Source organism: Psychrobacter immobilis, assembly GCF_003148585.1.
Classification (GTDB): domain Bacteria; phylum Pseudomonadota; class Gammaproteobacteria; order Pseudomonadales; family Moraxellaceae; genus Psychrobacter; species Psychrobacter immobilis.
Genome location: NZ_QGGM01000013.1, coordinates 26,091 through 40,997, shown reverse-complemented (window position 1 = coordinate 40,997; position 14,907 = coordinate 26,091). Strand labels below are relative to the sequence as shown.

Genomic DNA, 14,907 nt, shown 5'->3' with positions numbered 1-14,907 from the left:
TAAGGTCATTAGCCCGTTTAGATATGATCAATTGAATTGAGGGCACGCCCTAATAATGGGTTACAAAACAGGCCCCATCGTGGCGACAATGTTATTCCAGATTTTATAAGATAACGGCCAGTTTTCAACTTGCTCACGAGTGACCTCTTCAGAATCAGCGATATACTGGTATTGTCGCTCAACGATGGCCGCTGTGAGCGTTTTATCGCTAAACACAATGTTGTTTTCATAGTTCAAATCAAAGCTACGCAAGTCTAAATTAGTCGAGCCAATCAGACTGATTTCACCATCGATGGTCAAGGTTTTTGCGTGTAATAGACCGGGTTCATATTCGTAAATATTGACCCCCGCTTCAAGCAGCTGCCAGTAATAACTGTGACTGGTAGCAGCCACGACTATTGAGTCGTTATTCTTTGGGAAAATCATGGTTACTTGTACACCGCGATAAGCGGTCGCACACAAAATGCTAACGAGCGAATAATCAGGCACAAAATAAGGCGTTGAGATAATCAGGGTTCTTTTTGCCTGACCAATTAAGACACCTAAAAATTGTGGCGTGGTGCTGCGTCGTTGGGTAGGACCATCAGAAAAAACTTGTGCAGCAAAGCCATTTGGCGGCAATGTGACTGGTAATGGTGGCGGTGATGTTATTGGTAAAGGCTCATCAGTTTCTGGCTGTGGGGATTTTTGTTGCTTTGGTTTAGGGTCAATAAAATAAGGAAAGCTGGCAAGCGGCGTATCAGGATTTTCAGTCAGCCAATCACTGGCGAACAACATCTGATTCTGTGCCACCACTGGCCCTTTGACCCGCAGCATAATGTCTACCCACGGCGCAAATTTTGGCTTTACACGAAACTCAGGATCGGCGCAGTTGCGACTGCCACAGTAGCCGATTTTGCCGTCAATAACCGTAATCTTGCGGTGATTTCGCAAGTCAATCCGGCTAAACATGAGTACCTTTAAAAGATTACTAATTGGTAGGGCAACACTGACTTGTACGCCAGCTTCTATCATTTCCTGCCATATCTTTGAGCCGACCATTTTTCGTGAGCCCATGCCGTCAACCATTGCTCGGCATATGACGCCGCGCCTTGCCGCTCGTATGAGCGCTTGAGCAGTATCGATTCCCATACCATCGATTAGCCAAATATAATACAGCACATGAATATGATCGGTCGCTGCATCAAAGTCGGCAATCATACGTTTGCGCGTCTCAGCCGCATCTGCCATCAGCTCTGCGTGATTGCCCACCGTTGTATGATAGCCAGTTGCATTGGCAGAGTAGGCAAAGGCCGCTTGGTATTCAGGTTTGATGGCCTCCGACAAAGCGATGTCATCACCAAGTACTTCAGGACTATGTGCGCTTAATTTATCGATGATTTCTTTACGTTTGCGCGTAAAATCGCGTCCTAGATGCACCTCACCAAACATCCAATAAATTACAACCCCCAGATAAGGCAAAATGAACAATATGACGAGCCAAGCAAGCCGAGCGGGCGAGGTCAGATCATGGCGGGCAAGCACTCGCAAAGAGATCAGTATCAGCAGCATGAAATGAACAGTTAAAAAGATATCCAATAGCATAATGCGCTCCATCATTATTATTTTTATTTGCAGTATTTATCAGTGGTTCTTACTGATTATAACGCACTGTAAAATTACCACCGTTTTGATTGGTAAAAACAGTAATGCGGCAACGCTAGAGCTATGATATTTAGCAGTAAGCTTGTTCAAACTGATGAAATATACATCACTATCAATACTCTCCTAACAGCCAGCCACTAACAAAAGCAAAATACTCGCGAAACCAAGCGTTATAACGAATGGATAAAGGCGTGGGACTGGCGACGGTGATCGGCTGTGTATAGCCCTGATGTCGCGCAATGCTGGCTGCGCGAATGCTATGAAAGTCACTGGTAACGATGGCGATAGGATCAGTGATAGATAGCCCTTTTGCTTCTAACAACGCTCGGCTGTTAGCGAGGTTTTCTTCCGTACTGGTACTTTTACCTTCTTGTAAAATGCGTTCGAATGGCACGCCATGTGCCTCATGCAAATACGTGGCCATGATATCGGCTTCGCTACGTGTACGCTGAAAACCAACGCCACCACTGGTCATCACCAAAGCATCTGGTTGTGTCTCGATAAGGGGCACAGCGGTGTCCAAACGCTTGGCGAGCGTCGGTGTCGGCTTACCTGCAACCGTGCCTGAGCCTAATATAATAATCGCTGCCACTGTCGGTGCAGGCTGCTGGCTAAGCGTAATCTGCTGTTGTAATGACCAAATAAATAGAGCGAAGCTCAACAACCAAAGTATAAATACAGCCCATAACCCATACCAAAGGCGGTTAAAGCCATAATGTTGGCTGCAAAACCTGCGTATTGCATGCCAAAACATCCCATGTATGACAAAAACCATGCCGAGTAAAAAAGGTACAACCGAGCCGAAGTTGACTTTACCGACGACCATCAATGCAACGCAATCGATGATAAGTATGATGCCGATAACAGATAAGAGGCCACGAATAACGGAAATTAAACCTTTAGACATAGTGAAAGACGCTTTTATTCAAGTGAATGGAGTTTCTGATAGTGGCTTATAAAAGTAGGCGGTAGTGAGGTATGTCTTAACCCATTTTCAACCTTTTTTTAACCTGTCTTTATAAAATATAGTGATTCTGGACATACTGAATGCACAGTTCATGAAACGCTTGTGCTGGCGGTGAAATCGTTTTATTTGCCAATTTAAAAATACCAATTTGTCTGTCTAAGGCAGGTTCAAGTAAGTCGAGCCATACCAATTCTGGCTCATTCGATGGAAAGGCGAGCTTGGGTAGGGTGGTGATGCCAAGATCATTGCGTAATAATGAAAATAAGGAAGTAATATTCTCGACCGTGTAACGCGCATTACGGTTGAGCACCTCGGCGGGTGTGTTTTCGAGTAGTCGGCAAGTGCCATTATAGATAAAAGGCTGGATCATAAGTTGTTGCCATTTAAGCCCTGTTTTTTGATAGTTTCTTGACGGTTTTACTGGTTGATTTAACGAATTGCTTTTTAAGCAGACCACGCCAATCGGGTCAGATATGAGCAAGGTGAAATCTATATTTGATTGGTCGATACTGGTGCAGTTGCCCAATGCCAAATCGATTTCACCTGCCAATAAACGATTGGCCACACCGACAGAGTTATCATCTATTAGTACAATCTCGACATCAGGATATCTCTTGGAGTATTCAACCAACACACTAGGCAAGAGTTTTGTCACCAGTGATGGCACGCTTGCAATCCTTATTTTGCCTTTATCGCCAGCGGCTGCTCCTTTTAAATCATCCTCTAGCGCTTGATAAACCGTCATAAACTGCTCGATTTTGGGTAAACAAGTCTCGCCAAAAGGCGTGAGTGTTGCTTTATTTCCTCCTTCAAATAAGCGCTGACCTAGTATTTTTTCCAATTCCTTTATCGAGGCAGACAATGCCGCTTGCGAGCGATTGGCTCGGTCAGCGGCCGCCCGAAAGCCACCTTCCTCTACCACGCATAAAAAGTGACGTAATTGCTGTAATTTCATACGCTTACTCCTCACCACTATTAATATATAAGATATCGTCTATGATAGATTAAATCTATCATATTCTAAATTTAATTAGTTAGATTTATCATTAGTACTTGGGTAGGATACCTCTATAGCAATCGCTGCCCAATCATTGATCAAAGGATATGACGACATGACGACTCATTCAACCAAACAAGCCATCAAAACCTCACTTTATGCGTCTAAAGCCCCTTTAGAATGGGCGATCACTAGCAATGGTACGTTGTACACCGCGCAGATTCCTATCGATGAAAATGGTGATGTGGTTGCAGGTGGTATCGAAGTGCAAACCCGTCAAACGCTAGACAATCTCAAGCACACACTAGAATGTGCCAATGTCAGCATGAATTCGGTACTACAGGTCATGATCTATGTGACCGATCGCGACTATCTAAAAACGGTCAATCAAGTTTATGCTGAATACTTTGAAGCACCCTATCCAAATCGGGCAGCACTCGTAATAGCAGGACTGGCACGAGAGGAAATGCTGGTTGAGCTGGTCGTATATGCCGCTGTGCCTTAAAACTAATTTTAATATTCCATCTTTTAATACTTTATCAAGGAAGCTCTTATGTCAGCTCACACCGCCAAACAGATATTGCAGCAAGACCCAACCAAATCACTTTATATCAATGGTGAATGGCAGGCGGGCGTAAATACCGTTGCCAATATTAACCCATCTGATATCACTGACACTATCGGTGAGTTCGCACAGGCCAGTGGCGATCAAGTCAAAGACGCTATTGCTGCTGCTCGTCACGCTCAACCAAAATGGGAAGCGACTCCTTTAGAAAAAAAGCAGTCTATCCTACAAGCAATTGGCGATGAAATGATTGCTCGCTGTGATGAGCTAGGTACGCTGTTGTCTCTTGAAGAAGGTAAGCCTTTTGCGGAAGGTCGCGGAGAGATTTACCGCGCAGGTCAGTTCTTTCATTACTATGCCGCTGAAGTATTGCGCCAAATCGGTGATAACGCAGCCTCAGTACGTCCTGGTGTCAAGGTTGAAGTCACCCGCGAAGCAGTCGGTGTGGTCGCGATTATCTCACCTTGGAACTTTCCAACGGCCACCGCTGTATGGAAGATCGCGCCAGCTCTGGCCTTTGGTAACACGGTCATTTGGAAGCCTGCGAACTTAACACCTGCCAGCGCAGTGGCATTGGCTGAAATCATTCACCGTCAAGGCATGCCAGAAGGGACGTTTAACCTGCTACTGGGTGGCGGCTCGTCAGTCGGCGATGCACTCATCAATTCTACAGATATCGATGCCGTTAGCTTTACCGGTTCTGTACCAACAGGTCGCAAGGTCGCTGCTGCGACGGCACCGAACTTTATCCGTTGCCAGCTTGAGATGGGCAGCAAAAACGCCTTGGTCATCGCAGATGATGCCGATTTGCAAGTTGCTATCGATGCGGCAGTGGCTGGTGCGTTTGGCGGTTCGGGACAAAAATGTACCGCTTCTTCACGACTCATCGTAATGGACAGTATTCATGATGCCTTCGTCGAAGGTGTGGTCGCAAAAATGAAGACTTTAAAGGTCGGTCATGCGCTTGATGAAGGTATCTTTATGGGGCCTGTCGTCGATGACAAGCAGCTGGCATCAAACATGGGCTGGATCGAAAAAGCCAAGCAATCTGGTGCCAATTTAGCCTTTGGTGGTGAGCGTTTAGAGATGCCGCATGACGGCTACTATATGTCGCCGACGTTATTTACCGAGACGGACAACAGCTGGGATATCAACCAAGAAGAAGTATTTGCGCCGCTCGCTTGCGTCATGCGTGTCAAGGATTTGGACGAAGCGATTGCGATGACCAATGACACGCGTTTTGGTCTGACGGGCGGCATCATTACCCAGAGCTTGCGTAGCAGTGCGATGTTCAAAGAGCAAGTGCAAGCAGGTTGCGTGATGGTCAATCTAGCGACTGCGGGAACTGACTACCACGTGCCGTTTGGTGGTCGTAAACAGTCAAGCTTTGGCCCGCGTGAGCAAGGTCAATATGCCAAAGAGTTCTATACCATCGTGAAGACCGCTTATCAAAAAGCGTACTAAAAATGTCTTAACAAGCATACTCGCCGCTATCGAAGCGATACTGTGCTAAAACGCGCTCAATCGCTAATGATAGCGGCTACCGATAAAAGTATTAAAGGGAATTGATATGTACCAAGACCATATCGTCATTGACGGATTACAGTATAGCCATTGGGATCGTGACTACTTTAAGATGCTACAAGCCAGTGGTATCAATGCGGTACATGCCACTTTGGTCTATCACGAAGATGCCCGTCAGACCATGACCCGCTTTAGCGAGTGGCATGCACGCTTTGAGCAAAACTCAGATCTTATCTTGCCAGTGTCCTCAGTTGCTGATATCAAGATGGCAAAAGAGCAGGGTAAAGTTGGCATCTTCTTTGGCGCGCAAAACTGCTCACCAATCGATGATGAAATCGGACTAATCAGCGTAATGCGCCGTTTGGGTTTATTGATTATGCAGCTGACTTACAACAACCAGAGCTTACTAGCCACTGGTTGTTATGAGCAGAATGACAGCGGCATTACCCGATTTGGTCAGCAGGCCATCGCTGAGATGAACCGTGTCGGTATGATTATTGACATGTCGCACAGCGCAGAACGTTCAACGCTTGAGGCGATAGAAGCATCATCGCGCCCGATATGTATCAGTCATGCCAATCCAACCACAGCACACGATGCCCTGCGTAATAAATCGGATACGGTCATCAGTGCCTTGACCCAAGCAGGCGGGTTGTTAGGTTTCAGCTTATATCCGTTTCATTTACCAAATGGTAGTGATTGCACATTAGATGATTTTTGTACGATGATTGCCAATTGTGCTGACAAATATGGCGTCGAGCATTTATCCATTGGTAGTGACTTGTGTCTCAATCAACCGCAAGCCGTGCTTGAGTGGATGCGTAATGGGCGCTGGTCAAAAGCGATGGACTATGGTGAAGGCAATGCCAATAATTCAGGTTGGCCAGATACCTTGCCATGGTTTGCTGGCAAGGACGGTATGGAAAATATCTATAACGGTCTACTCAAACACGGCTTTAATGAAAGCGATGCTGGAAAAGTCATCGGTCAAAACTGGTTTGATTTTTTAGAGCAAGGTCTAAAGCCTTTGGCTTGAACAGCCAGTTCTAAAGATTTTTTAGCCAGTTATTGTGTGAAACCGCTATAAGACGACAGACGTTTTATAGCGTATAGCCATCCGAAATAGAGAGCTTTGAAATCAATAATATAGTGAGGCTATCTGGCTATATCCTCATTGCGATACCTCTAATTTAGAACGCAACATTAGCCTTAGCATATGGAGCCACATCATGGCCGATTTAAAGGGACTTAACCAAGGTGAGCAAGGACGCTCAAACGCTGCCAATAGCACAGCGGATAAGGTCAGCGCTGTACCAGCTGCTACCGATATTGATGCGTTGGGGCTAAAAAACCCTGCCTTTTGGTATAGTGGCGGGTTTATTACGATTTTTGTGCTCATGGCGATTTTTGCAGAAGCACAGTTAGCAACGATTGTGGATGTTGGTTTTAAATGGTCGGCCAATATCTTTGGTCCTTTTTGGCAAATTCTGCTTCTCGCTACTTTCGTCATCGCTTTAGCGGTTGGTGCAGGTCGCACGGGTCGTGTAATTTTGGGAAACTTACCAAAGCCTGAAATGGACAACTTCAAGTGGATGGCCATCCTATTTTGTACATTGTTGGCTGGCGGCGGGGTTTTTTGGGCGGCGGCAGAACCTATTGCTCATTTCGTGTCAGCGCCTCCTTTATACGGTGAGTCACCAGACTTGCAACAACGAGCATTTAACGCCTTATCACAATCTTTTATGCATTGGGGATTTTTGGCGTGGTCGATTGTCGGTAGTTTGACCGCGATTGTGGTCATGCATTTGCATTATGACAAAGGTTTGCCGCTGAAACCTCGCACACTTCTTTATCCTATGTTTGGTGAGCGCGTACTTACTGGTCAAACGGGCGCGATTATCGATGCTTGCTGTATCGTCGCCGTGGCTGCGGGTACGATTGGCCCTATTGGTTTTTTGGGTCTACAGACCAGCTATGCACTGAATGAATTGTTTGGTATTCCTGATACTTTTGCCACCCAGCTTATCATTATCATATTCGCGATTGCGCTTTATACCTTATCAGCGATCAGTGGTCTTGCTCGAGGCATGCAATTGCTCAGCCGCTTCAATGTCATATTGGCAGTTGCGCTGATGGTCTTTATTTTGATATTTGGACCGACCAATTTTATCGTCAATGGTTATATTCAAGGTGTCGGCACGATGGTCGATAACTTTATTCCGATGGCCACTTTTCGCGGTGATGAAGGCTGGCTTGGCGGTTGGACCGTGTTCTTTTGGGGTTGGTTCTTAGGTTATGGCCCGATGATGGCTATCTTTATCGCTCGTATCTCACGTGGTCGTACGATTCGTCAATTGATTACCACGGTTTGTATCATTGCGCCACTCGTTACTTGCTTTTGGTTCACCGTCGTTGGTGGTTCGGGTCTGGCGTTTGAGATTGCCAATCCGGGCAGTGTCAGTAGCGCATTTGAAGGCTTTAACTTACCTGGTGCACTATTAGCCGTTACCCAGCAATTACCCTTTCCTTTAATTACCTCGATATTATTTCTAATTTTAACCACCGTTTTTATCGTCACGACAGGTGATTCGATGACCTATACCATCAGTGTGGTCATCAGTGGCGAGCGTGAGCCAAACGCCATGATTCGTACCTTTTGGGGCATTATGATGGGGGTGACAGCGATTGTTTTAATCTCGCTTGGTTCAGGTGGCGTGACAGCATTGCAGTCTTTTATCGTGATTACCGCTGTGCCTGTCTCCTTTATCCTGCTGCCATCGCTATGGAACGGGCCACAAATTGCCCAGCAAATGGCGCGAGAGCAAGACTTGTATCGACCTAATCAGGTAGAGGTAAGACATAAAATTAGCGAAGAAAAGCTCGCTAAGGAAAAGCTTACTCAAAAAACTGATTGACTACCAAACGGTCAAGGTCAAAACAACGATCCTAAAAACGGCTGAATACTTATTTACCAATAGATATCATCATTGGCATTATTAACAAAGCTGCTGGCTCAATATATTAGGTAAGGTAGTGAAATTATGAATATGATTCATGCAAATAATGAAAGAATTAATGTCAACCCGCCTCAACTGAGCACTGACTTTCGTACTCGTGACGTGATTATGAATGCAGAAAGGTTGGGCGCGATGCACCAAACTCGCATTAGCTTTGTGCGCACGTTACTGCGTAAGATTGATAGAGAGCAATGGACGCTCAGTACCCATTTGTGGGATTTGGATGAGCAAGGCTATGGCACGGTTATTTATCGCCTCAATACTCCAGAGCATCTGTATCATCTGGTGGTGTTTTGTAATGAGCTGGCTGATGAAGAGCGTAATGATAGGGTGATTGCCCAAAAATGGGATGTGACCTTTGGTTTGGTCTTTGGTGAGATAAGTGAAGAATTACTGGGTAATCTACAAGCCAACGTACCGCTGCAAGAAGCAGGTCGCAACTCTAATATGGTGATGGTGCTGGCACGAGCAAATAAGAGCGTACGGGTCTTTGATCATATCGTTAGCTCACTCGCCATTGGTCAGCAACCAGATTTAGATATACTCGCGCAAGTGGGTTATATATTGCGCACTACTGCCGTCTATGGCAATGGTAAGTTTGGTATTTATGACTTCAAACCGTTAGATCACAGTGCAGATTTTGATCAATCCTTTCGCGCGCAGATGTGTGCCGTGTATTTGCTGCGTGAGTTTAGCTTAGATTGGGTCGATTATTTGGCAAAGCAAAAAGGCGGTAGCAACGCCGCTGCGCTGCATCCAGAGATTAAGCGTTACTTGGGAGTTGGTAACGCCACCGGTCTGGGCATGGCACCGTATCTAATCAACCATCCTTGTGTCGTCGATCAATGGCTAACTACCCGTGAAGAAGCGTTGCAAGTAACACTGATCTGCCAGATTGAACCCAAAAAAACCGCATATTTTGCCAGTTTAATCAAACGTGCTATTCAGCATTTTAGCGAGATTGTTACCATCAATGAGTCGCAAATCAAACTCAATGAAGCGGTCGTTGCAGAATTAGCCGTATTACAAAATAATTTGATGGTAACCATTAATCAATACAGTACATGGGCAGAGTTCTTACAAGCTCACTATCATCTAAGCCTTGAGAGCCAAGAAGTGATTATCTCTTGCTTGATGGAGCTTTATCCTGAGCGTGTCGATGCGTTTCAAGAAAAAATAAATGCCGATGAAACGCTGTCGCTACCGAAAGGCAAGGTGATCCAAGATTTAATCGATGTATTAGAGCGATATTATCAGTGGGTGATTAATATTGATTTTAGCCAGCCTGATAATAGCCATTGGTTTTGGTATCGCTCGGTGGATAAAGAAGAGCCAAGGATGGGCGTGCGCGGGCAAGAACCGGGTGCTGATCGTGAGCTTGCATTAGACATCGCACGGCAAGCAAATAAGCTGTATCTCGCGTTGAAACCCACCGATCCAAAGCAGCTCATTTCAGAGTTCATCTTAAATCAGCCAAAATATCGCTCGATTGCGCGCCGCGTTTGGACGATGGGACATAAGCCACTGGGCGATATTCAGATGAATGTCTTGCATAAAACCGCATTACCCATGCACCTGTTACGGTGTAAATTATCGATGTTTGGTGCCACCAAGTTCGATCCCAGATCAGATCGCTGGGTGCGGATCACCTTGTTTCAAGGTGCGCCTTTGTTTGCAGAAGTGCATAGTGATGAATGGCTGTTTCCTTTATTACCCGATTTATCGAAAGAGCAGGGAGGTTTGACTCATGATCGTATCGCATAATGAAATCGTGACGATAGTACACAAAGCCTTTACTGGGATGCACCGTGAAGTAGGCGAAGCGGATGTGATTGCTACTATGGTCGCTGAGTTACAGATGGCGGGCTTGGACGGTATCAGACACTTTAACAATGCCAGTCCGTATATCTTAACTGAGCACGATACGCCAATCGATATCGTCCATCAACAAGACGGCGCTATTCGTTTAGATTTGCATGGTAGCAGCTTGGCTTGTCACTTGCCGACTATCATCGATTATGCGCTTGAAAAAATGGGTGATTTGGCGCATTTTCATATTTATTTACAGAACTGTCATAACCGCTGGTTGGCTTATAGCGAGCTGGTGGGGCTGGCTGCCAAAGGCTTTGCTTGTCTGGCTAAATGGGACAATGGCTCTGTGCCCAAACATACATTGTTTACATTAAATAAAGATTTTGTTTATCCTGACCTTTATTTTTTTGACAACGCGCAAGCCAATTACAATACCAATGATATGGTCATTGAAATTGCCACGCAAAACTTCGATATCGAATCAGATACACAGAATTTCGATCGCAAAATATCAACAGATGAATTGTTTGAAACGCATCAGCGCGCATGGAAAGAAGGCATCTATGTCGATGATGAGCAGTGGGCGATACTCAAAAAAACGGCTGCGGCGATGTTGGTAGAAAATAGCGAAACATCAAGTAAAGGTGCGGGAGGGGCGTAAGCGAGAGGAATGTAATAAATAAAAGGTTACAAAATGACATAGGCAAATAGATTAAGCCAAAATGAGGTTTGTAATTAAAAATTTCAGAAAGTATTTTGGATTAAAAGGTATTTCGGAGTTGTTTGAACAGATGGGAAAAGCTAGAGGCTTTGATTAAGCAGAATAAGATTGGCGGTGAAGGAGGGATTCGAACCCTCGATACGCTATTAACGCATACACACTTTCCAGGCGTGCGGTTTCAGCCACTCACCCACTTCACCGTTTTTAGACGGCTCAGTATAGCGGATACTGTCTAGAATGTCACGACTTGCACCTTATCTTTCTTTATTTACAAACGCCTGCTACGATAGCGTATACGTAATGACAAGCATAGATGGTTGAAAGTTGAATGATAAGTTTCGGTAGGCTCAATGCTCGTTTGAAAAACAGTATTACAATGACCGTGATGGCGGTGGTCGTAAGTATAACTTCAGCGCATGCTGATGACTTTACTCAGTGTAGCGAGTCCTTTTATGGCGGTGTCTATCCTGAGTTTATTAATACCAAGCTAAGCAACAAAACCCAAGCTTTATGCATGGATGGTTTTGCCGTTATGTATTCTGGTGTGTCGCGTACACCGCTTTGGTCAGCAGAATATTTGGATCGCAAGCGTTTACAACAAGCAAAAGAAATTGATCGTGAAGACAGCTTTCATGAAGAAAGTAGGTTACCAAAATCCGCACGCGCCTCATTGTCCGACTATTCAGGCTCTGGCTATGATCGCGGGCATTTAGCGCCCAATGCCGATATGGCGAATCGTAGTCAACAATATGATAGCTTTAGCCTTGCCAATATCGCCCCGCAGTCACCGCGCAACAATCGCTATATCTGGCGTAATATTGAATCAGCCACTCGCTATTTGACCCAGCAATATGGAGAGGTTTATAGCATTACAGGGGTAGCATTTACTGGCAAAACAACCAAGCAACTGGCAGATCGTGTACTGGTGCCCAGTCATTTTTTTAAAGCCGTCTATATACCAGCGATTAATCAAGCAGGGGTCTATTATGCACCCAATGATGAGTCAGAGCGCATAGAGGTTATTAGTGTTGATGAACTCTCGACCAGGATTGGTATCGATGTGCTGCCCGTCTTGGATGCCAAAACCAAAACACAGGCATTTGATCTGCCATTAAAGGCGGGTGAAAGCTCCGAGTTGCCGGATGAGCCAACAGAAGAGCCGGCTTGGATGCTGTTTGTTTGGGCGATTCTTGAGTGGGTAATCGCCCAATTGCAAGCATAATGCCTTTGTGACACAAGTCTATATATAATAAAAGGCACAAAAAATCCAAAAATTACGCAAGGTATTAATAAAAAGGAGAATCAAATGATTGATCCATTTGCCAATGACCACCAAAGCATGCAAATCGGTGAGCTTATCATCGAAAACCAAACAGATAAAATTATTATATATGGCGATATTGATTTGACTCTTGATGCTACTGGATATAAGCAAGCACAACAGTTACATGAACTAACAAGCAAGATTCTTCAGGCATTTGAAAATGATGCTATTTACAATAATAGTCAGCATAAGTCAAAAGAAAAAGATGACCGGTTGGATAAAAATATTGACAATCCTTTTTTATAACTATTTGATATAGTTCAATTTTTATAGAAATAATAAACTATAAAAAAATTACTAGGCAAAAGCTTAAAATTGCTTATAATGAGTCAAGACATCGCTTATGTCGTATAAAATTTTGATGAGCAGTTTTTTTAGATGCGCTAATCACTTCCAAAGAGTAGAAAGTCGCATAGCTGTTAATAGGAATTTTAGCGAAGGATAAGCCTAGGAGATCAGAAACATAACGTTTCGAGTAATCATTGTATGAAGGGAATCAGTCTATGAAATTATTTACCAAAACCACTCTAGCTGTTGCAGGTATCAGTTTAGCAAGCATGGCATTCGCCGCTGATCCTTTGGCCAATACCACGTGGCAGACATTTGATGAAGGTAAGCCAAAAGGTACCGTAAAGATTACTGAGTCAAACGGTGTACTAACAGGTACGCTTATCGCTACCAACTCAGCCAAAGGCAAAAAGCACGTTGGTACGACCATTATTAAAGGTTTAAAGTCTGATGGTGGTGGCAAATATAGTGGTGGTACGATTACTGATCCTGAAAAGGGCAAAGACTATCGTATGACCGCAAACTTGAGTGGCAACACCTTAAATCTAAAAGGTTATATCGGTCCATTCTCACGCAGTCAAACGTGGAAAAAGAAATAAACCTATCGTTTATTTTTAGTATTAGACCTAATATTGATAAATAAAAATCCCGCAATACCTTTTGGTAATGCGGGATTTTTAGTACATATATTTTAATATTGGCTTCAGAGCTTATCTCACAAACTCAGGATATGCTTCCATACCACACTCTGCTATATCCGCACCTTCATACTCATCTTCTTCAGATATACGCAGACCAATCACTAATTTGATAACCGCCCAAGTGATTAAGCTGGCGATGAATACCCAAGTAAAGATAGTGGCTGCACCAGCAATCTGACCTACGAACGATGCTGCTGGGTTGGTAATTGGTACGATAAGCAGACCGAACAGACCGACTACACCATGAACTGAGATAGCACCCACTGGATCATCTATTTTTATTTTATCCAATGCTAAGATAGATAGCACAACGATAACGCCAGCGATCAAACCAAACAGTGTTGCTTGTAATGCAGATGGGGTTGAGGGTTCTGCCGTGATAGCGACTAATCCTGCGAGTGCACCATTTAAGAGCATGGTTAAGTCAGCTTTGCCAAAGATGATGCGTGCTATTATTAAAGCACCAATTGCACCGCCGGCCGCTGCTGCATTGGTATTCAAAAAGACCATAGCAACCGAGTTGGCGCTGGCAATATCACCCAGTTTTAGCACCGAGCCGCCATTGAAACCGAACCAACCCATCCAGAGAATAAGTGTTCCAAGCGCTGCCAGTGGTAAGTTAGCACCTGGAATGGCGCGTATTTCACCATTAGGGCCATACTTGCCTTTACGTGCACCTAATAATAATACCCCTGCTAATGCAGCCGCAGCACCCGCCATATGGACGATACCAGAACCTGCAAAATCAGAAAAACCCATGTCGCCTAAATTGAACATACCAAATACATCATTGCCACCCCACGTCCAGCTACCCTCTAATGGATAAATGACACCAGTCATCACCACAGCAAATAATAAGAACGACCACAGCTTCATGCGCTCAGCCACCGCTCCTGAAACGATCGACATACAGGTTGCAACAAACACCACTTGGAAGAAAAAATCAGACGCAGCGGAGTAAACAGAATCACCATCAAAGCCGTTTTCAGCGGAGGCTGCTAGGGCATCTGCTACCAGCGTTTCATTACCCGCGATACCGCTCAAGAATAGGTTGCCACCATACATAATGGCATAGCCGCATATCATGTACATGGTACAAGCGGTGGCAAAAAGTGCGATATTTTTGGTTAAAATCTCAACGGTGTTTTTTGAGCGGACAAGTCCAGCTTCTAACATAGTGAAGCCTGCTGCCATCCACATGACGAGCGCCCCGCACATTAAAAAGTAAAACGTGTCAAGTGCGTACTGGAGCTCGAAGATTTGATTTTGCATGTTAATTCCCCCTTGAATTGATGCAATACAGCTATCGGTATGATCTATAAATCTGTGTCTATATGGCCTTGAGCG

At 44.7% G+C, this 14,907-nt stretch carries 13 protein-coding genes and 1 tRNA gene; 9 read left to right on the top strand and 5 right to left on the bottom strand.

All coding sequences use genetic code 11. From position 1 onward, the window contains the following. Positions 1–60 precede the first annotated feature (60 nt). The 3 genes from C8D84_RS10500 to C8D84_RS10490 all read right to left on the bottom strand — a co-directional run bounded on the left by C8D84_RS10500 (position 61) and on the right by C8D84_RS10490 (position 3,566). Complete coding sequence (locus C8D84_RS10500) at positions 61–1,584, bottom strand: phospholipase D-like domain-containing protein (RefSeq protein WP_109591982.1); 1,524 nt, start codon at positions 1,582–1,584, stop codon at positions 61–63. Between the two features lie 172 nt (positions 1,585–1,756). Continuing rightward, a complete protein-coding gene (locus C8D84_RS10495) occupies positions 1,757–2,551 on the bottom strand; it encodes a YdcF family protein (protein WP_109591980.1) in 795 nt (264 codons plus the stop codon). Positions 2,552–2,660: 109 nt separating this feature from the next. Beyond that, positions 2,661–3,566: a LysR family transcriptional regulator gene (locus C8D84_RS10490; protein WP_109591978.1), complete on the bottom strand. Its 906-nt coding sequence runs from the start codon at positions 3,564–3,566 to the stop codon at positions 2,661–2,663. Between the two features lie 157 nt (positions 3,567–3,723). Between C8D84_RS10490 and C8D84_RS10485 the strand changes: the two genes are divergently transcribed. The 6 genes from C8D84_RS10485 (at position 3,724) to C8D84_RS10460 (ending at position 11,187) form a co-directional block, all read left to right on the top strand. Next, on the top strand, positions 3,724–4,113 hold the full coding sequence (locus C8D84_RS10485; RefSeq protein WP_109591976.1) for a RidA family protein: 390 nt from the start codon (positions 3,724–3,726) through the stop codon (positions 4,111–4,113). A gap of 48 nt (positions 4,114–4,161) precedes the next feature. Next, a complete protein-coding gene (locus C8D84_RS10480; RefSeq protein WP_109591974.1) occupies positions 4,162–5,637 on the top strand; it encodes an aldehyde dehydrogenase family protein in 1,476 nt (491 codons plus the stop codon). Between the two features lie 106 nt (positions 5,638–5,743). Continuing rightward, entirely contained in the window at positions 5,744–6,733 is a 990-nt protein-coding gene (locus tag C8D84_RS10475; RefSeq protein ID WP_109591972.1) for a membrane dipeptidase, read from the top strand. Positions 6,734–6,926: 193 nt separating this feature from the next. Then, the gene (locus C8D84_RS10470; RefSeq protein ID WP_109591970.1) at positions 6,927–8,612 is read left to right on the top strand and encodes a BCCT family transporter; all 1,686 of its coding nucleotides are present in this window, start codon (positions 6,927–6,929) and stop codon (positions 8,610–8,612) included. Positions 8,613–8,738: 126 nt separating this feature from the next. Further along, positions 8,739–10,478, top strand: a complete 1,740-nt coding sequence (locus tag C8D84_RS10465; protein ID WP_228244538.1) for a hypothetical protein — start codon at positions 8,739–8,741, stop codon at positions 10,476–10,478. After that, a complete protein-coding gene (locus C8D84_RS10460) occupies positions 10,462–11,187 on the top strand; it encodes a DUF3726 domain-containing protein (protein WP_109591968.1) in 726 nt (241 codons plus the stop codon). The genes C8D84_RS10465 and C8D84_RS10460 overlap by 17 nt, the downstream gene beginning before the upstream one ends. A 169-nt stretch (positions 11,188–11,356) precedes the next feature. On the opposite strand, the gene C8D84_RS10455 is transcribed toward C8D84_RS10460, so the two are convergent. Then, positions 11,357–11,447, bottom strand: a tRNA-Ser gene (locus tag C8D84_RS10455). 158 nt (positions 11,448–11,605) lie between these two features. Between C8D84_RS10455 and C8D84_RS10450 the strand changes: the two genes are divergently transcribed. From C8D84_RS10450 to C8D84_RS10440, 3 genes are all read left to right on the top strand, one after another. Then, positions 11,606–12,469, top strand: a complete 864-nt coding sequence (locus tag C8D84_RS10450; RefSeq protein WP_227676020.1) for a DNA/RNA non-specific endonuclease — start codon at positions 11,606–11,608, stop codon at positions 12,467–12,469. An 84-nt stretch (positions 12,470–12,553) separates the two neighbouring features. After that, positions 12,554–12,817 carry a histidine phosphatase family protein gene (locus C8D84_RS10445; RefSeq protein ID WP_109591966.1) on the top strand — a complete coding sequence of 88 codons (264 nt, stop codon included), beginning with the start codon at positions 12,554–12,556 and terminating at the stop codon, positions 12,815–12,817. A gap of 257 nt (positions 12,818–13,074) precedes the next feature. Continuing rightward, positions 13,075–13,458, top strand: a complete 384-nt coding sequence (locus C8D84_RS10440; protein ID WP_045445845.1) for a DUF2147 domain-containing protein — start codon at positions 13,075–13,077, stop codon at positions 13,456–13,458. A gap of 111 nt (positions 13,459–13,569) precedes the next feature. On the opposite strand, the gene C8D84_RS10435 is transcribed toward C8D84_RS10440, so the two are convergent. Beyond that, the gene (locus C8D84_RS10435) at positions 13,570–14,832 is read right to left on the bottom strand and encodes an ammonium transporter (protein WP_045452414.1); all 1,263 of its coding nucleotides are present in this window, start codon (positions 14,830–14,832) and stop codon (positions 13,570–13,572) included. Positions 14,833–14,907 lie beyond the last annotated feature (75 nt).